At 33.3% G+C, this 22442-nt stretch carries 22 protein-coding genes and 1 pseudogene; 16 read left to right on the top strand and 7 right to left on the bottom strand.

Features of this window, described 5'->3' with window-relative positions; all coding sequences use genetic code 11:
- Positions 1–10 precede the first annotated feature (10 nt).
- From atpA to AW14_RS03365, 10 genes are all read left to right on the top strand, one after another.
- The gene (atpA, locus tag AW14_RS03410; RefSeq protein WP_044637543.1) at positions 11–1591 is read left to right on the top strand and encodes a F0F1 ATP synthase subunit alpha; all 1581 of its coding nucleotides are present in this window, start codon (positions 11–13) and stop codon (positions 1589–1591) included.
- 45 nt (positions 1592–1636) lie between these two features.
- Positions 1637–2497: an ATP synthase F1 subunit gamma gene (atpG, locus tag AW14_RS03405; RefSeq protein WP_044637542.1), complete on the top strand. Its 861-nt coding sequence runs from the start codon at positions 1637–1639 to the stop codon at positions 2495–2497.
- Positions 2498–2607: 110 nt separating this feature from the next.
- Positions 2608–3081 carry a hypothetical protein gene (locus AW14_RS03400; protein ID WP_044637541.1) on the top strand — a complete coding sequence of 158 codons (474 nt, stop codon included), beginning with the start codon at positions 2608–2610 and terminating at the stop codon, positions 3079–3081.
- An 85-nt stretch (positions 3082–3166) separates the two neighbouring features.
- Complete coding sequence (locus tag AW14_RS03395) at positions 3167–4624, top strand: oligosaccharide flippase family protein (protein WP_044637540.1); 1458 nt, start codon at positions 3167–3169, stop codon at positions 4622–4624.
- Between the two features lies 1 nt (position 4625).
- On the top strand, positions 4626–5060 hold the full coding sequence (gene dut, locus AW14_RS03390; RefSeq protein ID WP_044637539.1) for a dUTP diphosphatase: 435 nt from the start codon (positions 4626–4628) through the stop codon (positions 5058–5060).
- A 35-nt stretch (positions 5061–5095) separates the two neighbouring features.
- Positions 5096–5407: a GIY-YIG nuclease family protein gene (locus tag AW14_RS03385; RefSeq protein ID WP_044637538.1), complete on the top strand. Its 312-nt coding sequence runs from the start codon at positions 5096–5098 to the stop codon at positions 5405–5407.
- Between the two features lie 45 nt (positions 5408–5452).
- The gene (locus AW14_RS03380) at positions 5453–6472 is read left to right on the top strand and encodes a sugar phosphate nucleotidyltransferase (RefSeq protein ID WP_044637537.1); all 1020 of its coding nucleotides are present in this window, start codon (positions 5453–5455) and stop codon (positions 6470–6472) included.
- Positions 6473–6490: 18 nt separating this feature from the next.
- A complete protein-coding gene (locus tag AW14_RS03375) occupies positions 6491–7852 on the top strand; it encodes a tetratricopeptide repeat protein (RefSeq protein ID WP_044637536.1) in 1362 nt (453 codons plus the stop codon).
- Positions 7853–7855: 3 nt separating this feature from the next.
- A complete protein-coding gene (locus AW14_RS03370; protein ID WP_044637535.1) occupies positions 7856–8623 on the top strand; it encodes a DUF4292 domain-containing protein in 768 nt (255 codons plus the stop codon).
- Positions 8623–9852: a murein hydrolase activator EnvC family protein gene (locus AW14_RS03365; RefSeq protein ID WP_044637534.1), complete on the top strand. Its 1230-nt coding sequence runs from the start codon at positions 8623–8625 to the stop codon at positions 9850–9852. The genes AW14_RS03370 and AW14_RS03365 overlap by 1 nt, the downstream gene beginning before the upstream one ends.
- Positions 9853–9969: 117 nt before the next feature.
- Here AW14_RS03365 and AW14_RS03360 read toward each other — a convergent pair whose 3' ends face one another.
- Positions 9970–10479, bottom strand: coding sequence for an acyl-CoA thioesterase (locus tag AW14_RS03360; protein WP_044637533.1), 510 nt, complete (start codon positions 10477–10479; stop codon positions 9970–9972).
- 1008 nt (positions 10480–11487) lie between these two features.
- Here AW14_RS03360 and AW14_RS03350 point away from each other — a divergent pair.
- The 4 genes and pseudogenes from AW14_RS03350 to AW14_RS03340 all read left to right on the top strand — a co-directional run bounded on the left by AW14_RS03350 (position 11488) and on the right by AW14_RS03340 (position 14638).
- Positions 11488–11931: a hypothetical protein gene (locus tag AW14_RS03350; protein WP_154662111.1), complete on the top strand. Its 444-nt coding sequence runs from the start codon at positions 11488–11490 to the stop codon at positions 11929–11931.
- A gap of 2 nt (positions 11932–11933) precedes the next feature.
- Complete coding sequence (locus tag AW14_RS03345; protein ID WP_044637530.1) at positions 11934–12452, top strand: peroxiredoxin family protein; 519 nt, start codon at positions 11934–11936, stop codon at positions 12450–12452.
- Position 12453: 1 nt separating this feature from the next.
- Positions 12454–12832: pseudogene (locus AW14_RS15280) on the top strand (cysteine peptidase family C39 domain-containing protein); the annotation flags it as partial.
- A 183-nt stretch (positions 12833–13015) separates the two neighbouring features.
- Positions 13016–14638: a peptidase domain-containing ABC transporter gene (locus AW14_RS03340; protein ID WP_394330379.1), complete on the top strand. Its 1623-nt coding sequence runs from the start codon at positions 13016–13018 to the stop codon at positions 14636–14638.
- A 4-nt stretch (positions 14639–14642) separates the two neighbouring features.
- On the opposite strand, the gene AW14_RS03335 is transcribed toward AW14_RS03340, so the two are convergent.
- The gene (locus AW14_RS03335) at positions 14643–15578 is read right to left on the bottom strand and encodes an HU domain-containing protein (RefSeq protein ID WP_044637529.1); all 936 of its coding nucleotides are present in this window, start codon (positions 15576–15578) and stop codon (positions 14643–14645) included.
- 104 nt (positions 15579–15682) lie between these two features.
- Here AW14_RS03335 and dprA point away from each other — a divergent pair, with 104 nt between their 5' ends.
- Positions 15683–16786, top strand: a complete 1104-nt coding sequence (gene dprA / locus AW14_RS03330) for a DNA-processing protein DprA (protein ID WP_044637528.1) — start codon at positions 15683–15685, stop codon at positions 16784–16786.
- Between the two features lie 13 nt (positions 16787–16799).
- On the opposite strand, the gene trpS is transcribed toward dprA, so the two are convergent.
- Positions 16800–17768: a tryptophan--tRNA ligase gene (gene trpS / locus AW14_RS03325; RefSeq protein ID WP_044639467.1), complete on the bottom strand. Its 969-nt coding sequence runs from the start codon at positions 17766–17768 to the stop codon at positions 16800–16802.
- A gap of 115 nt (positions 17769–17883) precedes the next feature.
- On the opposite strand from trpS, the gene AW14_RS03320 reads away from it, so the two are divergent.
- Positions 17884–18624, top strand: coding sequence for a lysophospholipid acyltransferase family protein (locus AW14_RS03320; RefSeq protein WP_044637527.1), 741 nt, complete (start codon positions 17884–17886; stop codon positions 18622–18624).
- 78 nt (positions 18625–18702) lie between these two features.
- On the opposite strand, the gene AW14_RS03315 is transcribed toward AW14_RS03320, so the two are convergent.
- From AW14_RS03315 to recA, 4 genes are all read right to left on the bottom strand, one after another.
- A complete protein-coding gene (locus tag AW14_RS03315; RefSeq protein WP_044637526.1) occupies positions 18703–20142 on the bottom strand; it encodes a hypothetical protein in 1440 nt (479 codons plus the stop codon).
- Entirely contained in the window at positions 20143–20685 is a 543-nt protein-coding gene (locus AW14_RS03310) for an RNA polymerase sigma factor (protein ID WP_044637525.1), read from the bottom strand.
- 23 nt (positions 20686–20708) lie between these two features.
- The gene (locus AW14_RS03305; protein WP_044637524.1) at positions 20709–21119 is read right to left on the bottom strand and encodes a hypothetical protein; all 411 of its coding nucleotides are present in this window, start codon (positions 21117–21119) and stop codon (positions 20709–20711) included.
- A gap of 91 nt (positions 21120–21210) precedes the next feature.
- Positions 21211–22224 (bottom strand): recombinase RecA, encoded by a 1014-nt coding sequence (gene recA / locus AW14_RS03300; protein WP_044637523.1) that lies wholly within the window; start codon positions 22222–22224, stop codon positions 21211–21213.
- Between the last annotated feature and the right edge of the window lie 218 nt (positions 22225–22442).

The following is a 22442-nucleotide window of genomic DNA, read 5'->3' as shown; positions in this document are numbered from 1 at the left end:
AAACAATAAGATGGCAGAAGTAAAACCAGCTGAAATATCAGCAATCTTAAAACAACAACTAGCCGGTTTTGAAGCAAGCGCTTCATTAGACGAAGTTGGGACTGTATTAACTGTAGGTGATGGTATTGTACGTGCTTACGGATTAGCTAATGCTCAATATGGAGAGTTAGTAGAATTTGATGGAGGCCTAGAAGGTATTGTACTTAATCTTGAAGAAGATAACGTAGGTATCGTATTATTAGGAGCTTCTATTGGAGTTAGTGAAGGATCTACTGTTAAACGTACAGGTCGTATTGCTTCTATTAAAGTTGGTGAAGGTATTGTTGGTCGTGTTGTAGATACATTAGGTAGCCCAATTGATGGTAAAGGTCCAATTACTGGAGATACTTACGAAATGCCACTAGAGCGTAAAGCACCTGGTGTTATTTTCCGTGAGCCAGTAACAGAACCATTACAAACAGGTATTAAATCTATCGATGCCATGATTCCTGTTGGTCGCGGTCAGCGTGAGTTGGTTATTGGTGACCGTCAAACTGGTAAAACAGCCGTTTGTATTGATACCATCTTAAATCAAAAAGAATTTTACGATGCAGGTGAGCCTGTATACTGTATATATGTTGCTGTTGGTCAAAAAGCATCAACAGTTGCTTTAATTGCAAAAACATTAGAAGAAAAAGGTGCTTTAGCCTATACAACTATAGTTGCAGCAAACGCATCAGATCCAGCTCCAATGCAAGTATATGCTCCTTTCGCAGGTGCAGCCATTGGTGAGTATTTTAGAGATACTGGTAGACCAGCTTTAATTGTTTTCGATGATTTATCAAAACAAGCCGTAGCTTACCGTGAGGTATCTTTATTATTACGTCGTCCACCAGGACGTGAGGCGTACCCTGGAGACGTTTTCTACTTACACTCGCGTTTATTAGAGCGTGCTGCAAAAGTTATTAATAATGACGAGATTGCTAAAGACATGAACGACTTACCTGATACTTTAAAACCAATGGTAAAAGGTGGTGGTTCTTTAACAGCTTTACCAATTATTGAAACACAAGCAGGTGACGTTTCGGCTTATATTCCAACAAACGTAATTTCGATTACAGACGGACAAATTTTCTTAGATGGAGATTTATTTAACTCGGGTGTACGTCCAGCAATTAACGTAGGTATTTCGGTGTCTCGTGTTGGTGGTAATGCTCAAATTAAATCGATGAAAAAAGTATCTGGTACTTTAAAATTAGACCAAGCGCAATACCGCGAATTAGAAGCGTTTGCTAAATTTGGTTCCGATTTAGATGCTGTTACTTTAAATGTAATTGAAAAAGGTAAACGTAACGTTGAAATCTTAAAACAAGCTCAAAACGATCCGTTTAAAGTGGAAGATCAAATTGCAATTATTTATGCAGGATCTAAAAACTTATTAAGAAATGTACCTGTTGAAAAAGTAAAAGAATTTGAAAGAGATTATTTAGAATTCTTAAAAGCAAAACATAGCGATGTGTTAGCTACATTAAAAGCAGGTAAATTAACTGATGAAGTTACAGATACATTAACATCTGTAGCAAAAGAGTTATCAAGTAAATACACAGCATAATTAATATTCCCACGCAAGTGGGAATCTTATTTCATATTTTAAAATATGGCGAATTTAAAAGAAATACGAAACAGAATTTCATCGGTATCTTCAACGATGCAGATTACTAGTGCCATGAAAATGGTATCGGCTGCAAAGTTAAAAAAGGCACAAGATGCTATTACTGCTATGCGTCCTTATGCAGATAAATTAACCGAACTTTTACAAAGTTTAAGTGCTACCTTAGATGCAGATTCTGGAAGTAAATTTTCTGAGCAACGTGAAGTAAACAATGTTTTAATTGTTCCAATAACTTCTAATAGAGGTTTATGTGGTGCTTTTAATTCTAACATTATTAAGCAAACACAAAACTTAATAAATAAAACGTATGCTGGGAAAAAAGTTTCAATTGTAGCAATTGGTAAAAAAACCAATGATGCTTTTGCAAAACGTAATTTGGTTATTGCAAACGAAAGTCAAGTTTTCGATGATTTATCTTTCGATAATGTTTCGGCAATTGCACAAATGTTAATGGATAAATTTGTTTCTGGCGAGTTCGATAAAATCGAGATTGTTTACAACAAATTTAAAAATGCAGCTACACAAGAAGTAATTACCGAACAGTTTTTACCTATTGTACCTGTAGAAAAAGACGCCAACGTTAATTTAGATTATATTTTTGAGCCTTCAAAATTAGAAATTGTTGAAGAGTTAATTCCTAAATCTCTTAAAACACAATTATTTAAGGCTATTAGAGATTCTTTTGCCAGCGAACATGGTGCTCGTATGACTGCAATGCACAAAGCAACAGACAATGCAACCGAATTAAGAGATCAACTTAAATTAACCTACAACAAAGCGCGTCAAGCAGCTATTACAAACGAAATTTTAGAAATTGTTGGTGGTGCCGAAGCTTTGAATAATTAATTGTCATGCTGAATTTGTTTCAGTATCTCATTATAACATCAAACCTCACTTAAAAGTGGGGTTTTTTTATGGCATTACTTTTGGAAGTATACTTTAAAACAACTCATGTAATGAAATTTATAAAATATATACTCTATTCGTTTGTTATCGTGTTTTCATTTTTACAATGTAAAAGTGCTGCTCATTTGGCAAATAACCATTCATCCATACTTTTTGGATTCGTGTATTACAAAGATTCGGTTTCAAGTACATTCAATATTAAAGAAGGTTTTAATATTTATATTCCAATGGCTTCAAACGCGCACCATATTACTTTAGACAGCATCTATTTTAAAGGCAGGCTTTCAAAACTTTCTAAAATAAACGATAGCTTATATACAGGATTTATTAAAAACGAAAACACCAGAAAACCCGATATTGTAATGAGCAGCAATCCGTTAAAGGAGTATGGTAATGCAGTGCCTAAAATACCTAAAAAGCAAAGTTTTCAATTAAAAGAGAACGCCTGTATGGTTAGCTACAAAGACAAACAAACCACCAAATGGATTAAAATTGAAAACATGAGTTTTAAGCCACTTTTTTAATTTAAATAACTACAGCATAAAGCAATTACTTATCTTTGGTTAGCGTCTTCTAAAAACGTATTTTTAGCAATATAAAAACTGATAATTGAGTACATTAAAAAAGTTCTTTAAGGACACTATTATTTATGGTATCGCGGCCATTTTGCCAAGAGCCATTAATATTTTTTTAGTTAAACTTCATACAAATGTATTTGGAGCAGAAAAATATGCTGTAAATACAGATTATTACGTGTATGCGGCTTACTTAAATGCATTACTTACTTACGGATTAGAAACTGCTTTTTTTAGATTTTTTAGTAAAGAACAGGAAAAAGGAAAAATAATTTCAACCTCATTTATTTCCTTGTTAATCACCACTTGTATTTTTTTAATAGTGGCTTTGTTTTATGCTCCTCAAATCACTCGTATTTTTGGATTTGAAGACATCTTACATGTTAAAATTTTAATCTGGACTGTTTTTTTAGATACCATTGTAGTGATTCCATTTGCTTATTTACGAGTAACAAATCGCCCAATAAAATTTACAGGAATTAAGGTTTTTAATATTGTTGTTTTTGCCTTTTTTAACGTGTTGTTTTTGTGGTTTATTCCTAAAGGTGATTTCAACCAAAATATAGTGCCTTCATTTTTAAATTTTTATAATGATGGTATACCGCAAGTGATATACATATTTCTGGCTAACGTTATTGCCAGCTTGTTTACACTTATTCTGCTATTACCAATAATAATTAAAATGAAATGGGTTATCGATGTAAAGGTTTTAAAAAAGCTTTTAACTTACGGTTTACCTATTATGATTGGGAGCTTAGCTTATGTTACCAATGAGAATGTCGACAAACTTTTTCTAGGCGATATGATAGGCAATAAAGAAATGGGAATTTATGCGGCTTGTTACAAGCTGGGTGTTTTCATGACTTTATACATCATGGCGTTTCGTTTAGGTGCCGAACCATTCTTTTTTAATCATGCTAAAGAGGTTAATGCGAAACAAAATTACGCTACTATTTTAAAATGGTTTACCATTTTAGGAGCTGTTTTTATGCTTATTGTCGTGGCTTACATCGATTTATTTTCAAAATTATTATTGGGTCAAGAAGAGTATTTTGAAGCCTTAAGTATTGTCCCCATTATTTTATTAGCAAATTTATGTTTGGGTATTTACAACAACTTATCTATTTGGTATAAGCTAACCGACAAAACAAGCTATGGTATGTATATATCTATTTTTGGGGCTTTGGTTACTATTGGTTTTAACCTAACAATGATTCCTGTTATTGGTTTTATGGCTTCGGCTTGGGCTACTTTAGCAGCTTATGGTAGCATGATGTTGCTTTCTTATGTTATTGGAAAAAAATATTACAGGGTGCCTTACGATGTTAAACGTATTTTGGGATATTTAATTATAACCACCATTTTTTCTTTAATAGCTTTTCATTCAGAATTTAGAGGGAATTATTATGTTAGTTCCATATTGGTTTTATTATTTTTGACTCTTATTTACCTAAGCGAAAGAAAAGAGATAAAAAGACTTTTAAATAAATAATATGCAAATAAAAATCATCAATAAATCCAATCACGCGTTGCCACATTACGAAACCTTGGCTTCGGCAGGCATGGATTTAAGAGCCAATTTATCGGAATCAAGAATATTAAAACCCCTAGAACGTAGCATTGTTGGTACGGGCTTGTTTATAGAACTACCCATAGGTTACGAAGCGCAAGTACGCCCACGTAGTGGTTTGGCAGCAAAAAAAGGTGTTACCGTTTTAAATGCTCCAGGAACTATCGATGCCGATTATAGAGGTGAAATAGGTGTTATTTTGGTTAATCTTTCCAATGAAGATTTTATTATAAACAACGGTGAGCGTATTGCACAATTAGTTATAGCAAAACACGAACGCGCCGAATGGATTACCGTTGAAACCCTTTCAGAAACTGTTAGAGGCGAAGGTGGTTTTGGAAGTACGGGTGTGAAATAATTCCTGCGAAGGCAGGAATCTCATAACAGAGATATATGAACCACTGGTATGTATATATTATTACAAATAAGTCACATGGTGTTTTGTATATTGGTGTTACAAACCATATTGATGAGCGAGTAAAAGAACATAAATTAAAAGTGTATCCAAAATCATTTACAGCAAAATACAATTGTGATAAATTGATTTATTTTGAAACGTTTAACCAGGCAGATAATGCGAGTTTAAGAGAAAAACAATTCAAAAAATGGAAAAGAGATTGGAAAATTAAATTAATTGAAGACATGAATCCCAGTTGGTCCGATTTAAGTATTAACTGGAATTTAAACTTTAATAAATTAAGATAGAATTAAGTTTAACATTTAAAAGATACCTGCATTCGCAGGCAGTTTATGAAAATAATAGTACCCATGGCAGGACGAGGTTCTCGTTTACGTCCACATAGTATAACCGTACCAAAACCATTAATTCCAGTGGCTGGACAACCCATTGTTCATAGATTGGTTAAAGACATTGCCAAAGTATTAAAACAACCTATAGAAGAAATTGCTTTTGTATTAGGCGATCCTGCTTGGTTTGGCGACGATGTCGTGGCAAGCTTAGAAACTTTAGCAAACAATTTAGGCGCTAAAGCCTCTATTTACCGCCAAGATTTACCTTTAGGTACCGGTCATGCCATTATGTGTGCAAAACCATCGCTTTCTGGCCCTTCGGTGATAGCTTATGCAGATACTTTAATTCGAGCCGAATTCGATTTAGATCCAACGGCCGATAGTGTTATTTGGACCAAACAAGTTAATAATCCGGAGGCTTATGGTGTTGTAAAATTAAACGACAAGCAAGAAATAGTAGAATTGGTTGAAAAACCAAAAGATTTTGTAAGCGACCAGGCGGTTATAGGCATTTACTACTTTAAAGATGTAGCCGTTTTAAAAGATAAATTACAACAAGTTTTAGACGAGAACGTTACTAATGGAGGTGAATACCAAATTAACGACGGTATAAAGCGTATGATGGCAGATGGAAAAGTCTTTAAAACGGGCACAGTTAGCGAATGGATGGACTGCGGTAACAAAGCCATTACTGTCGAAACAAATGCTCGAATGTTGGGCTTCTTAAAAGCAGATGGCGACGAGCAATTAATTGCATCTTCAGTAATACTTGACAATGCAGAAATTATTGAGCCTTGTTTTATTGGTGAAAACGTAAAAATAACCGACAGCATCATTGGTCCGAATGTATCCATTGGTCATAATTCAGTTATTGATAATTCAATTGTTAAAAACAGCTTAATACAAACACATACTCATATTAAAAATGCTAATTTAGATGAAGCCATGATAGGCAATCATGTACAATACAATGGCAATTTTACAAAAGTTAGTTTAGGCGACTATACTGTTTTAGAATAGTATTTTCTTTAGAAAACAATGAATAAAAAAATCTACATATTACTTTTTGTCTTCGGAAGCTTTTGCTTTCCGCAGATAAACTATGCCCAGGTAGATTTTAATAAAAAACCCGATGACGATTTAGGGGTGGTTGAAGATCAATTTCAGGAACTTTTTTATGAAGCATTAAAACAAAAAAGTATCGAGAATTTCGATCGTTCGGTTGATGCGCTTCTTAAATGTATAGAAATTGATAAATCTGTTCCGGTATTGTATTTCGAGTTGGGTAAAAACTATATTTTACTTAAAAATTTTGGAGCTGCAGAAGATGCCTTAAAAAAAGCATCGAGTCTCGATCCGGAAAACGAATGGTATTTAGATGCATTGTACGGTTATTACGTCTCGCAAAATGATTACGATAAAGCCATTAAGGCCGTTAAGCAATTAGTAAAATATCATCCAGATTATAAAGAAGATTTAGCGGCATTGTACGTTCGAACCAAAGAATATAACGATGCATTAAAAATTTTAGATGAGTTAGACACTCAATTTGGTATTTCTACGGCGCGCGATATTATGCGTAATCAAATTTACAATGCAACGGGACGTAAAAAAGACCAAATTAAAAATTTAGAGGAGCGTGTTGAAGACCACCCAGAAAACGAATCGAATTATTTAGCATTAATTTATCGTTATAGCGAGAATAACGATAAAGAAAAAGCCTTTGAAACAGCCAAAGAATTACTAAAAATAAATCCGAATTCGCAGTTAGTACATTTGGCGCTTTACAAATTTTATATAGACGATAACAACGCAGAAAAGGCCATAGAGTCTATGAAAATTGTTGTTAAAAGTTCTGAAATTAAACCAGATTCTAAGCTTAAGGTTTTATCAGATTTTGTGCAGTTTGTAAGTAAAAATCCAGAATATGAAGACGATTTGGTAGAGGTTACTTCGATGGTAGGCGACAATAATAATAGTAAAACATTAATAGAATTAGCGCAATACTATCTTGTAAAAAACAATAAATTAAAAGCTTTAGAATATTTTGAAGCCGCCTTAAAATTAGATACTAATAATTTTAATGTTTTAAGAAATGTATTGTTACTTTACATCGATTTAAAAAAGTTCGATTTAGCAAAATCTAAAAGTGAAGAAGCACTTTTAAATTACCCTTCGCAGCCTTTATTTTACTTGATTAATGGCGTGGCTTTAAATCAATTAAACGAGCCTAAAAAAGCAGTCGATATTTTAGAAATGGGATTAGATTATTTAATCGACGACCCAAACATGGAAAAAGATTTTTATACACAAATAAGCAGTGCCTACACCTTATTAAATAATACAAGTAAAGCAAAAAAGTTTAGTGATAAAGCAGACAAAATTAAAATCCCAAATTAAATAATGAACAACATTAAAAATACACTTGCTATACTGTCGTTATGTTTTGTTTTTAACTGTAAATCTTCTAAAACCATAGGAGGCGGTGTAGCAAACCTTAATTTAAGCACCAAACAACTTATTAAGGAGCACACCAAGCAAGCAGCAAATTTTAAAACCTTGCAAGCAAAGCTTAAAATTTCATTCACACAAAACGATAATTCGCAAACTCATACGGTAAGTTTTCGAGCAAAAAAAGATGAAGTTATCTGGATGAGTGCCACCTTTTCGGTTGTTAAAGCTTTAATTACACCCGATAAAGTAAGTTTTTACAATAAATTAGATAATACCTATTTTGATGGCGATTATAAATATTTAAGTAATTTGTTAGGAACCGAAATTGACTTTAATAAAGTACAGAATTTACTTTACGGCGAAACCCTATTTAGTTTAAAAGAAAGCGATTATAAGGCAACTGTAAATGAAGAAGCTTACGTACTGCAGCCTAAAAACCAACGCAATCTTTTTGAAATTTTCTTTCTTTTAGATCCTGTGATGTTTAAGGTAAAATCTCAGCAAATTTCGCAACCAAAAGAATTTAGACATTTACAAATAGATTATTTAAACTATCAAGAAGTAAACAAACAACTATTGCCAGAACGAATAAAAGTAATTGCTGTTGAAGGTAATAACGAGGCTATTATAGAATTAGAATTTAAAGGCGTAACGCTTAATGAAGATTTAAGTTTTCCGTTTAAAATACCATCGGGATTTAAAGAAATAGAACTTTAATGACACATAAAAATACGGCATATAAATTTTTACTAACACTTAGTTTTTTGCTTTGTGCAACCCTTGTATTGGCACAAAATAACAAGCAAAAGGAATTAGAAACTCGCAGACAGGAATTACGCAGAGAAATTCAGAAAATTAACGAGTTACGCAATGAAAATAAAACAAAAGAAAAATCGCAGTTAACTTTAATTGAAGATTTTAATTATAAAATAAGGGTTTTAGACAACCTTATTAAAGTAACGAACCAACAAGCTAATTTATTAACTCGAAACATAAACAGCAATCAGAAAAAAATAACCAATTTAAGAAACGAATTAAAGGTTTTAAAGGCAGATTATGCCGATATGATTGTGAAGTCTTATAAGAGTAAAAATACGCAAAGTAGGATTATGTTTTTGCTGTCTTCAAATAACTTTAAGCAAGCTTACAAACGTTTGCAGTACATGAAGCAGTACACCGACCACCAAAAGGAACAAGGCGAGGAAATAAAGCTTAAAACACAGGAGTTACAAGATATAAACACCAGCTTACTGGAGCAACAAAATGAAAAGAAGAAGTTAATTGCCGAAAATGTACAAACGCAAAAAACCTTAGAGGCCGAAAGGAAACAACACCAAGAGCTTATAAAATCGATACAAAAAAACATATCGATGTATGCTTCTCAAATACGCCAGAAACAACAGGAAGCCGATAGAATTGATGCCGAAATAGATAGAATTATTAAAGAAGCTATTGCGAAGTCTAACAAGAAAGCTGGAAAGAGTTCAAGCTCGTCAAGTTTTGCTTTAACGGCCGAAGAAAAGGTGTTAGCTTCTAATTTTGTTTCTAATAAAGGCAAATTACCATGGCCTGTAGAGAAAGGTTTTGTAAAAGTAGGGTATGGGTCGCAACCGCATCCGTTGGATAAGTCGTTAACTATTAATAGTAATGGTGTTAGAATTGCTACCGAAAAGGGCGCTCAAGTTCGTGCTATTTTTAATGGTGAAGTTATTGCTATTGTTAACATGAAAAATGTTAACCCTATTGTTATGATTAAACATGGTAACTACATTACTGCGTATAAAAATTTAAGTAAAGTGTACGTTAAAATGGGCGATATGGTAACGACTAAACAGCCTATTGGCGAGGTGTTTACCAATGCATCGAATGGTGAAACTATTTTAAGTTTTATTATTTCTAAGGATGGTGCAACACAAAACCCAGCGTCTTGGATTTACAAAATGTAAGCCGTTGCTTTTGGCTGATGGGTTTGCGTTAGGGATAGCAGCGGAAAGCCTACAGCGAGGTACGAGCGCGGACTTGCAGCGTATAGCCCGACCCGCAGGGAACGCCCAATGTTTTAACTAAATGAAGAAAGCTTTTAATTCGGTTGCTTCGCTAGGTTTCATTTTTCCAGAAAGTAATAAGCTTAATTGTTTGCGGCGTAAGGCGGCGGCAAAGCGTTCTTTTTCTAAATTGGTTTCGGGAATTAATTCGGGTACTTTTACGGGTTTTCCGGTTTCGTCTACAGCGACAAAGGTGTAAATGCCTTCGTTCGCTTTGGTTCTTTCACCCGATTTGCGGTCTTCAATCCACGCATCAATAAAAACTTCCATAGAGGTGTTAAAAGCCCGAGAAACTTTGGCTTCTACGGTAACAACGCTGTCTAATGGCACGGCTTTGTTAAAGGCAACGTGGTTTACCGACGCGGTTACAACAATGCGTGTGCTGTGACGGCGGGCGGCAATGGCTGCGGCGCGGTCCATACGTGCTAGTAGTTCGCCTCCAAAGAGATTTCCTAACGGATTGGTTTCGCCGGGTAAAACCATATCGGTTAGGGTTGTTTTAGATTGTTCGGGGGTTTTTGGTTCCATGCTGCGGTTTTTGTTGCTGCAAAGGTAAAAAAGGATTTTTGGTTTAAAACATAATTTGTATGGATATAAAGATATTCTTATAAACTTATCATTTTGTGGAAAAACCGTAGTTAGAATATTAATAAATATCAAAATAAGTAAAAAAACACATAAATTAATTGTAGGAATTAAGTTTTTATGTAAGATATTTGAAAGGTAAATACTTTAATTTAAAGAAAGTTTAAAAAAGTGAGTTAAGATGGAACTTACAAATGGGGGCGGATAAAAGCCTAATGCTTTTTCCTGTGGATTTGGAATAATTGCATAAGTAGCTGGATTTGCTGTTTTAGGCCCGTTTTCTTTACATGAATTAAATCTTTGTTTAGGCGGCCACACCCAATAATAACAACTAAAAAATTATCGATATAAAAACTATTAAGATAAATCAAATAGAAAAATCATTGCTGGCAATGATGACACGGACGCTTTTATTGCAGGTATGACCTGCGGTGTCGCAATATTTGCACCATGGAGTAATGTTTTTGCTAGGGCTTTTTTAAGAACTGTACCTATTGTAAGTTGCTTAAACTATTTCAGATAACAAAAATTAACCTATAATAGCATTGGTATTAATTAATAACCAATGCTGTTTTTTACTTTTTATAATTTATGAGAAAAAAAATAACTATAGCAATTGTTCATGTAATAATTTTCTATGCGTTCATTAGTGCTTTAAGAAAATTAAACATAAATAACATTTTTAGCTGGGATAACTTTTTTAATCTCATCATAATTTTAGCTTATTTATCTTATCTCAGTTTAAATGTTATAGCGTATTTTAAAAATAAGAATGAATAATTAAACTTTATTCTACTGTGTTTACTGTACATAATTGCAAATTACATAGAGCAAAATATAATCATTACCGAAGCACTTTTATATGATTCATATTTAGAACAATTATCCTCTGAACAACTGGAATCTCTCATCGAAATTAACAATAAGTACTCAATTTGGGTTAGTTTTATTTTGCCTCTTTTTATTCTAATAAAAATATTAATTATAGCTTCCATATTAGACGTAGGCTGTTTCATCTTTAGTAAAGAAATAAAATATAAAAGGCTATTTAATATTGCTGTCAAAGCAGAATTTGTATTTCTATTAGTTATCATATTTAAAACCGCTTGGTTTTACTTTTTTAAAGTAAGCTATAATTTAGAAGATTTACAATACTTCTATCCATTATCAGCTTTAAATATTATAGGTTATGAGGGTTTACAAACTTGGTTTATCTATCCGTTTCAAGTGCTTAATCTTTTTGAATTAGCCTATTGGTTTATTTTAGCATTCCTAATTGGCAAAGAACTCAATGAAAATACCGACAAGGGCTTTTCAATAGTAGCGAGTAGTTATGGCGTTAGTCTTTTAATTTGGGTGGTTGGTGTAATGTTTTTCACATTAAATATGAGCTAGTTATGCGTAAAAAAACATTTTTATTTATAGTTGTAGCTGGTGTTTTAGGCTTATTATCTTATTTAGGTTACAATATTATTTCTAAAGCCAAAGAGAAAAATCAAATTGCAAAGCAATTAGAAATAATTCCAGAGTTAGATTTGTTAACCTTAGCACAAAAAACTTTTACCAAAGCAAACCTAAGACCAAACACAAATACCATTTTTATCTATTTTAACAGCGAGTGCGATTTCTGCCAACACGAAGCCCAAAGCATTAGCGATAATGTAGATAGCTTTAAAAATGTGCAATTCATTTTTGTATCTACAGAACCCATAGAAATAATTAAACGATTTGCAGAACAATACAAATTAAACAATCAACAAAACATTACTTTTTTATATGATAGCCTTAGTACTTTTTCTAGTCGATTTGATGCTAACAGTATTCCTTACATCTTAATTTACAACAAAAACCAAAAACTAATCAAAAAACATAAAGGACAACTCAACGCCAAAGGTATTTTAAGAGCATTACAATAAAATGACTAAAGCAATCAACCTATCACAAAAACACTTACAACAAACATTTACGCAACAACACGACCAAAGTGATTGTGGTGTTGCCTGTTTATTATCCCTTATTCAATTTTATGGTGGCTCAAACAGTCTAGAATCGTTACGTGAGTTAAGCGGAACAACTAAACAAGGCGACCCTTTTGGGTTTGTATCAAGCAGCCAATAAAATAGGCTTTTCCGCACAAGGTAGCGAAGCAGATATTCGAGCCGTAATAGACCACAAAGAACCTTTAATTTTACACGTCGTAATCGAGGAACGTTTACGGCATTATGTAGTCTGTTATGGCTATGAGGATAACAAATTTATCATTGGCGACCCTGCAAAAGGAATCACAACTTACACCAAAGAACAATTAGAAACCATTTGGAAATCCAAAACCTGTTTAACACTTACACCAAATGATAGTTTTGTAAAAGCCGAAACTCAAACTCAAAATAAAAAACAATGGTTTTTAAAACTACTTAAAGAAGATTATCGCTTAATTTCATTTAGTGTGTTGTTAGGTTTGGGTATTGCTATTCTAGGTATGGCAATGGCGATTTTTTCACAAAAATTGATTGATGATATTTTACCTTCAAAAGATTTCACAAAACTAATTACAGGTATTGCATTAGTTGCTTTTTTACTTTTAGTTAGGGTATTGTTTACAGCATTGCGTGATTATTTCTTAATACGTCAAACAAAGGATTTTAACAAACGTATTGTTGATAGTTTTTATTCATCATTACTAAATCTACCAAAATCCTTTTTCGATACTCGTAAAATTGGAGAATTAGTGGCACGATTAAACGATACCCAACGCGTACAACGTGTTATTAGTCAAATTGTTGGTAATGTGGTTATCAATACTTTAGTAACTATAGTTTCATTAGGCTTTTTATTTTACTATTCTTGGCAAACAGGACTAATTGCTTCTATAAGTTTACCCTTTTATTTTGTATTGATTTACAGTTTTAACAAGCGTATCATTAATGCACAAAAAGAAGTGATGCAAGGTTATGCTTTTAGCGAGAGTAATTACATAACCTCAATGCAAGGTATAGCTACAATCAAAAACAATAACAGACAAACCATATTTCAAAAAATCAACCAACTTATTTATGGCAGTTTTCAAGAAAAAGCCTTTAATCTTGGTAAAATCAATGTACGTTTATCTGTTTTTTCAGGTGTTTTTAGTGTGTTGTTTTTAATAGGTATTTTGGTTTACACATCTATTCAAGTCTATAATCAAAAAATGCTATTAGGAGAGCTAATGGCTGTTTTGAGTGTCGCAGGTAGTTTGTTGCCATCCGTTGCAAGTTTAGCCTTAATAACCATTCCAATAAATGAAGACAAAGTAGCTTTTAACCGTATGTACGAGTTTGCATCAATGGATAAAGAGCAAAAAGGGAATAAAGAAATTCTAGATTTTAATGCACTTGAAATTAAAAATCTATCCTTTCGTTTTGCAGGTAGAAGTCAGTTATTAAAAGATATTAATATTAAAGTAACTAAAAACGAATGTATTGCCATAGTTGGAGAAAGTGGTAGCGGAAAAAGCACATTAGGACAAATTCTTCAAAAATTTTATCCCTTTGAAAATGGGGCGATAATTGTTAATAATCAAACTAATCTTACAGAGTTAAATACCGAAAACTGGCGAACTATTTTAGGTGTCGTACCACAAGACGTTACTATTTTTGGTGGTAATGTTATTACAAACATTCTTTTAGGGCAAGACGAAAAACCCGAAAATATTGTAAAATTCTGTCAAGATTATGGCTTTGAAAATTTTATTAATTCATTACCTCAAAGCTATGCTACCATACTTGGCGAAGAAGGTATTAATCTTTCAGGTGGTCAAAAACAAGTTATTGCTTTAATGCGTGCTTTATATAAGAAACCAAAAGTCCTTTTGTTGGACGAATTTACATCTGCAATGGACAGAAAAACGGAACAGTTCGTTTTGGATTTGTTAAATAAGTTAAAATCTGAATTGACAATCATTTTTATTTCTCACAGACTACATTCATTACCGAAAATTGCTGATCGAATTTATGTTTTGGAAAGCGGAATTATAACTGACTTTGGGTATCACAAAAAACTTATGGAATCGAAGAATTTTTATAGCGAATTTTGGACTGAATTAGAACTTGAAAAGTCTATTTGAATACTTAATCCAGCTCTTTAACCAACAACCAAGCCTCTTTATTATGTTCCGCTTTAATAGTTCTTAAAGCGTTTATGGCGTCGTTTCTGTCTTCGTAACTAGCGTAAACGGCCTGATGCAAACCATATTTGTTAACACCTATTTTACGAGCTTTAAAACCTAAAGCTTTTAATTGTTCTATTTTGGTGTCACAATTTTCTTCAACTCTAAAAGCACCAGCAACAATGTGATAGTTTCCTGTTTGTTTTTTAACATTAAGGGTAATTGTTGGTAGTGTATTTAAGTTAAAGGTGGCTTGCTGTATTTTAGCATCAAGTTGTTTTGTAGCTTCTTCTTGTGCTAATTGGTTATGCGTTTCAATAGCATTTACGTAGTAATTAGAAGCCACTAAACCACCAAGGGTTAATGCTACTAAGGCTACGGCTGCATATTTAAAATATGGGCGCGATTTACGTTTTTCAGACGTGATAGTAAGCGGTATAACTTTTTCAATATTCTCAACGGTTTCCTTATGGATTTCGCGAGTTACGTTTGGAGATACCATTTGGGTTAAACCAAAAGCATCGGTTAAGTAATTAACTTTATAAGTAGGTTCGAAAACTATTTTACCTTCTTTGTTAAAAACAAAATCGCCAATGTTTTTAAAATTAACCGTTTCACCTTGTATTAAAAACGATTTTATAACCTGTACACGTTTTGCAATTTTTTCGTTAGCAGCTTCAAATGAGATGTGCTCAACATCGGCAATATAATTGGCCAATAAACCATCATTTTTTTGAATTTGCTCGTTAAACGATACCATTTTCTTTGGCGGATAAAACGTATGAGTAGTTTCATCTATCGTAGCAGATATTTTTTGTGTTAAAAAAGCACCAAATTCTGGTACGTTTACACACTCATATCTATATAATAAATCGCTTATGTAGGTTTCTAATTGCATAGAAACAAAGTTATAAAAATATGGTTCTAGATAAAATTTCCAAGTAAGTTTTTATTAACAGATTAAAAATTCTTTTATTGCAACTTCAAAATCAATAAGATAGTATGACCGAACATGATTTGCTTTATGCCTTAGCTTTACAGCATGTGCCCAATGTTGGCGATATTACGGCGAAAAAACTTATACAGCATTGCGGTTCTGCCGAGGCTGTTTTAAAGGAAAAAAAGCAAAATCTACTTAAAATTGATGGCATAGGAACCGTAATTTTAAGTGAATTATTTAACGATATTCATTTGCTGGAAGCCGAAAAAGAACTTCAGTTTATTAAAGAAAATAATATTGAGGCTTTTTATTTTGAAGAAGACGCCTATCCATTGAAATTAAAGCATTGTATTGATGCGCCCATTTTGCTATTTAAAACAGGCAACATTAATCTTAAAAATCGCCCTGTTATAAGTATTGTGGGCACTCGAAAAATTACTACCAGTGGTATAGCTTTTTGTGAAGATTTAATAGAAAGTTTAGCTGTTTACAATCCGGTTATAGTATCTGGTTTTGCATATGGAACCGATATTACGGCACATAAAGCCGCTATTAAAAACAATTTGCAAACCATAGGTTGTTTGGCGCATGGCTTGAATCAAATTTACCCGAAAGTGCATAAAAAATATATGGTTGATGTTGAAAAAAATGGTGGTTTTTTTACCGATTTCTGGAGTACGGCCAAGTTTGATAGAAACAATTTTTTAAAGCGTAACCGCGTGATTGCTGGTTTAAGTGAAGCGACCATTGTCATTGAATCTGCCGAAAAGGGAGGTAGCCTTGTTACTGCCGACATCGCAAATTCTTATAATCGGGATGTTTTTGCAGTTCCGGGACGACCAACCGATGTATTAAGTGTGGGTTGCAACAACTTAATTAAACAACAAAAAGCTCATATTTTAACGACCCCTTTTGATGTGCCTTATATATTAAATTGGAAACTTCAAGACGATAAGAAACCGGCCATTCAAAAACAATTGTTTGTGGAGCTCGACGATACCGAAAAAGCTATATACAACTACCTCTCTGAAAACCAAAAACAACAACTAGACTTGATTGCCATAGATTGCGATTTACCTATTTTTAAAGTAGCAAGTGTGCTTTTAAATATGGAATTAAAAGGAGTGGTTAGGCCTTTGCCTGGTAAATTATTTGAGGTTGTTTAAGTAGTTTTACTTTTTAATAACCTACCTTTTCTCTTACTCGGTTTATAACACTATTTGCAACCAATCGGGCTTTTTCGGCACCTAATTGTAATGCTTTGTCAAGCTCATCTAAATTGGTCATATAATAGTTGTAACGCTCGCGTTGGTTGGCAAATTTCTCAATTATTAATTCAAAAAGCGCCTGTTTTGCATGTCCGTAACCATAATTACCATTTTCGTAATGAGCCTTCATGGTTTCAATTTGAGATGCATTGGCTAATAGGCTATAAATAGCAAAGCAATTACAAGTTTTCCAGTCTTTAGGTTCTTCAAGCGGTGTGCTATCGGTTTGAATACTCATTATTTGCTTGCGAAGTTTTTTATCGTCTAAAAATATATTGATTGTATTATCGCGGCTTTTACTCATTTTCTCACCATCTGTTCCGGGAATAAGCATGGTGTTTTCTTGAATTTTTCCTTCTGGTAACACAAATGTCTCTCCCATTTTTGCATGAAAACGAGATGCGACATCTCGGGTCATTTCAATATGCTGCAATTGGTCTTTTCCAACGGGTATAATTTCGGCGTCGTACAATAAAATATCGGCAGCCATTAACATAGGGTAGGTAAATAAACCAGCATTTACATCTTCAAGTCGGTCGGCTTTATCTTTAAAACTATGGGCTAATGTTAAACGTTGGTATGGAAAGAAACAGCTTAAATACCAAGATAATTCTGCAGTTTGCGGGATATCGCTTTGTCTGTAAAACACAGTTTTATTAATATCTAAGCCAAAGGCTAACCAGGTAGCAGCTACAGAATAGGTATTGTATTTTAGCTCTTCGGCATCTTTAATTTGAGTTAAAGTGTGCAAATTTGCTATAAATAAATACGAATCGTTTTCGGGGGCTTCAGCCATTTTAATAGCTGGTAAAATAGCGCCTAAAATATTTCCTAAATGTGGAGTTCCTGTGCTTTGTATACCTGTAAGTATTCTTGCCATATTATTATTCCCACGAAAGGGGAATCTCATTAAAGTTAATCTTAAATATTTTTCTTCGAGCAAAGGTAATTTTTTTAATAGAAATGCTCAATACAATTGTGTATTTTTGAATTTAATGAAGGCTATAAAGTATATTTTCTGGTTTCTTTACCGTATTTGGTTTTACATTCTACTGGGCTTGCCGATACTGGTTATGTTTCCCATACTGCTTATTTCTATTTTAAAAGAATCTTGGTATCCCTTTTTCTTTAAGTTGGCACGTATTTGGGCAAAATTCATCTTGTTTTTCATGGGTTTTAAAGTTGAAATTAAACGAGAAGCGCATTTAGAAGCCCATAAAAGCTACATGTTTATTGCGAACCACACTTCTATAACCGACATTATGCTTATGCTAACGGTAATAAAAAATCCGTTTGTGTTTGTTGGCAAAGCAGAACTGGTTAAAATTCCTTTATTTGGATTTTTTTATAAACGCACCTGTATTTTGGTTGATAGAAGTTCGGCAAAAAGCAGGCAAGCCGTTTTTTTAAGAGCCCAGCAGCGTTTAAAATCGGGGTTAAGTATTTGTATTTTTCCTGAAGGTGGTGTTCCCGACGACGAAACTGTGGTGTTGGATACATTTAAAGACGGTGCTTTTAGGTTAGCTATAAATCATCAAATACCCATTGTGCCACTTGTATTTCCCGATAATAAAAAACGCTTTTCATATACGTTTTTTAGTGGGTCTCCCGGTAAAATGCGAGCCATTGTAAATACGTTTATCCCTACCGAAGGTTTATCAACAGACGATACTAAGGCATTAAATGAAACGGCACGAAATGTTATTTTAAATACTTTAAAAGAGTCTAATAAATAAAAAAGCTGCTCTAACCAAAGCAGCTTTTTATGATATTGATTTTGGGCACAATAAAATCAATATCCTTTTTGTATAAATCTAAAATTTAATAGCAAAACCTGTGTAAACCCCAATAAAATAAGGTTTAAAATCGCCAGATGTATTGTTAAAAGTATTTAATTGGTATTTAAAAATGGGCTCTAAATTAAAGTCTAGTTTCTTGGCGAGCTTATAATTTAAACCCAACCCAAAGTTAGCACTGTAACTCACTTTATTAATGTTATTAGCTTCGCCTAAAAAAGTTTTAGCACCATTTTCGGGGTTCGAATAAATCGAATTGTCATTTAAAAAGAAAGAACTAAAACCACCAATAACATTAATACCTAATTTATTATTACTAATAGCGTATTCTATTTCCAGAGGTACTTCAATAAAACCTAAATTCTGATTAATAGATGTGTTAGATGAAGTAAAAGATTGCGGACCCTTACTGGTACTTACATTAGATCCGCTTACAAAAGAAATAGAATTTGAAACCCCATTTTCTGCACGGCTAAAATTAATATTTTTCACAGGGCTAGCACCAGAATTGTTGGCAATAGCTTGATAAGCAACAACATTATTTGTGTTGTATCCCAAATTAACTTTATTAATTCCAGAACGCACTTTAAGTTTGTTATTTATAGCGTAAGATGCTGTAATACCATAACTTACATTAATTTCTCCCGATTTGTCATTGCCGTTTAATTGTGGGTCTATAGACGATCCTTCTCCAAGCGAATTAAAATACACGGGTGCCACATTAGGTGCCACACGCCATTTGTCTAGCTTCGTTTTTTGTTTAACAATTTTTTGCTCTTTGTTTAAGGCATCTTCAATAGATATCGCATTCGAGTCTGTTTGTTTGGCACTTTCTTCTGCGGTGTTTTTTGTTTCGGTTTTAGAAACAGATGTCTTATTATCTGAAGCAGGATTTATAATATTTTTTGCATCTTCAGTTGAAATTAAACCTGATTTATCATCCTTTTTAAAGTTTGTATTTTTTTCTTCTGAAGTAGAAGCAATAACGGGCGATGTGTTCGATTTTTTAAGTGTATTCTGAAAGGTTTTTTTATTACCAGAAACCAACGTTTCTTTTCTTTTTGTAGTTTCCTCTGAAGCTATTTTAGATGCTTCCGAAGCATTTAAACTATTTGAAATATTATTGGGTTTAACCGAATTATTCGTGTTGTTTTCTTCTGCTTCTGAAGCCTCGTTTAATAGATTTGAATTCGGTTTAACCGGTAAATCTTTAGTGTCTACAACCTTTATGTTTTCGGGAGAAGCATTTTCATTAAAAAACAAGTTTCCTAAGGTAAGTGCCAGAAGTAAAATAGCTGCAGCACCAGCATAGCGCCACCAAATAGGTATTATGCGACGCTTTTTATGTTCGCCTTGTAGAGCTGCTTCAATATTTTTCCAAACAGCATTGCTAGGATGGGCTTCAAATTCTTTAAAGCGTTCCTGGAATAATCGGTCAATGTGCTTTTTATCACTCATTTATAATGATTTTAAATGTTGTGTAACTTTATAATTTTCAATGGTTTCCTTCAAAATATTTCTAGCACGTGCCAGATTAGATTTGGAGGTCCCTGTATTAATTTCCAGCATTTCTGCTATTTCTTTATGCGAATAACCATCTAAAACATACAGGTTAAAAACCAATCTGTAGCGGTCTGGTAATTCTTGTATAATTTTCAATAAATAGTCTATTGAAAGGCTTTCTTCATCTACTTCTAATGCTACCTCTTCAACAATATTTTCATTGGTAATTTCAAAAACCTTCTGTGTTCTGTATTGTTGTAATACGGTGTTTATTGTAATTCGTTTTAACCAACCTTCAAAAGAACCTTTATTTTTATATTGATCCATTTTTTTAAAAATGGTTAAAAAGGCATCTTGCAAATTATCTTCTGCTTCTGCATAATTACGCGAATACTTTAAGCACAAAGAAAAAAGTTTACTCGCGTAGAGCTTATACAATTCACTTTGTGCTACAATATCGTTTTTTTTACAACGTTGTATGAGTTGGTCTAAACTCAATGGTTATTTAATTAGTTTAATATTTAGTTTTCTGTAACAGGTACTTCTATTGTTAAATATTGATCTTCTCCATTTTCATCTTCGCCTTGCCAAAATTTAAATATATACGAGCCTGTGCTGGTTACTACAAAGTTAAAGGTTGTTTCGGTTAATTCGTCTACTAAAGTTTGACAATTTTTATCTTCAATAGCCACAGTAATTGGTGCTACAGTTCGTTGGTTATCGTCTTTCGAATAATATAACTCTCTAAACGAATGGCATGTTGAGGGTCTAAAATACGAAATGGTAATCGGGTAGGTTTCTCCAAGGGTAAAGGTGTCGGGAATGGTAACACTCTCAACAGGTAATACCTCGAAGCTGTAATTACTATTGTCGTCTACACTACACGCACTAAACAATAATAAAATGAAACTAAGGGCAATTAATTTTTTCATGTAATAAAATCTTTTTTTATTAGATGCACTTAGGTTCAATTGGTTGCGTGAGGGCCAAAAAAAAATCCCGATAAAACGGGATTTTTAAAAATTATTCTGATGCAGAAGCGGCTTTGGCAACTGCTCTTACTTTTTCTTCTAGTTCGTCCATTAAATCTGGATTATCTTTTATAATCGATTTAACAGCATCTCGACCTTGACCCAGCTTGGTTTCGCCATAGCTAAACCACGAACCACTTTTCTTTATAATTTCGTTTTCTACTGCGATATCTAAAACCTCTCCAACTTTGCTAATACCTTCGCCATACATAATATCGAATTCGGCAGTTTTAAATGGTGGTGCTACTTTGTTTTTTACCACTTTAACTCTGGTTTTGTTACCGGTAACATTGCCATCGGTTTCTTTTATTTGAGTAGAACGACGAATATCTAAACGCACCGATGCGTAGAATTTTAATGCATTACCACCCGTGGTTGTTTCTGGGTTACCAAACATAACACCAATTTTTTCACGTAACTGGTTAATAAAAATTACCGTACAGTTGGTTTTGCTAATAGAAGCTGTAAGTTTTCTTAAAGCTTGAGACATTAAACGGGCATGTAATCCCATTTTAGAGTCGCCCATTTCGCCTTCAATTTCACTTTTAGGTGTTAAAGCAGCAACCGAGTCGACTACAACAATATCAATAGCACCAGAACGAATTAAATTGTCGGCAATTTCTAAGGCTTGCTCACCATTATCTGGTTGCGAAATAATTAAGTTTTCTAGATCGACACCTAATTTTTCTGCATAAAATCTATCAAAGGCATGCTCTGCATCAATAAAGGCAGCAATACCGCCACTTTTTTGTGCTTCTGCGATTGCATGTAATGTTAGGGTTGTTTTACCAGACGATTCAGGGCCATATATTTCAATCACACGGCCACGAGGGTAACCACCAACGCCTAATGCAATATCAAGACCTAAAGATCCCGATGAAATCGCATCAACATCAACAACCGCCTGATCACTCATTTTCATTACCGTTCCCTTGCCGTAAGCCTTGTCTAATTTATCTAATGTAAGTTTTAATGCTTTTAATTTTGCTTCTTTTTCGCTGCTCATTTTATAATTAATTTTTTCTGAAGTAATACGCTAAAATACTATAACTTTTGTCATCATACAATTTTATAACGCAACCTTTTTTTAAATTTTGCATCTTATTTAAAAGGCGGAATTTTTTTGCTATGAAAATAACCTTTAAAACATTTTAAGACGACTAACTCAAATTGTTTCTAAGCACTTAATTTTACTGTTAAGTGCTTTTTTTTGCCTTAAATTGG

Origin of the sequence: Siansivirga zeaxanthinifaciens CC-SAMT-1 (assembly GCF_000941055.1) — a bacterium.
Lineage (GTDB): Bacteria > Bacteroidota > Bacteroidia > Flavobacteriales > Flavobacteriaceae > Siansivirga > Siansivirga zeaxanthinifaciens.
The sequence above is the reverse complement of the archived record's forward strand: the minus strand, read 5'-3'. Positions and strand labels throughout refer to the sequence as shown.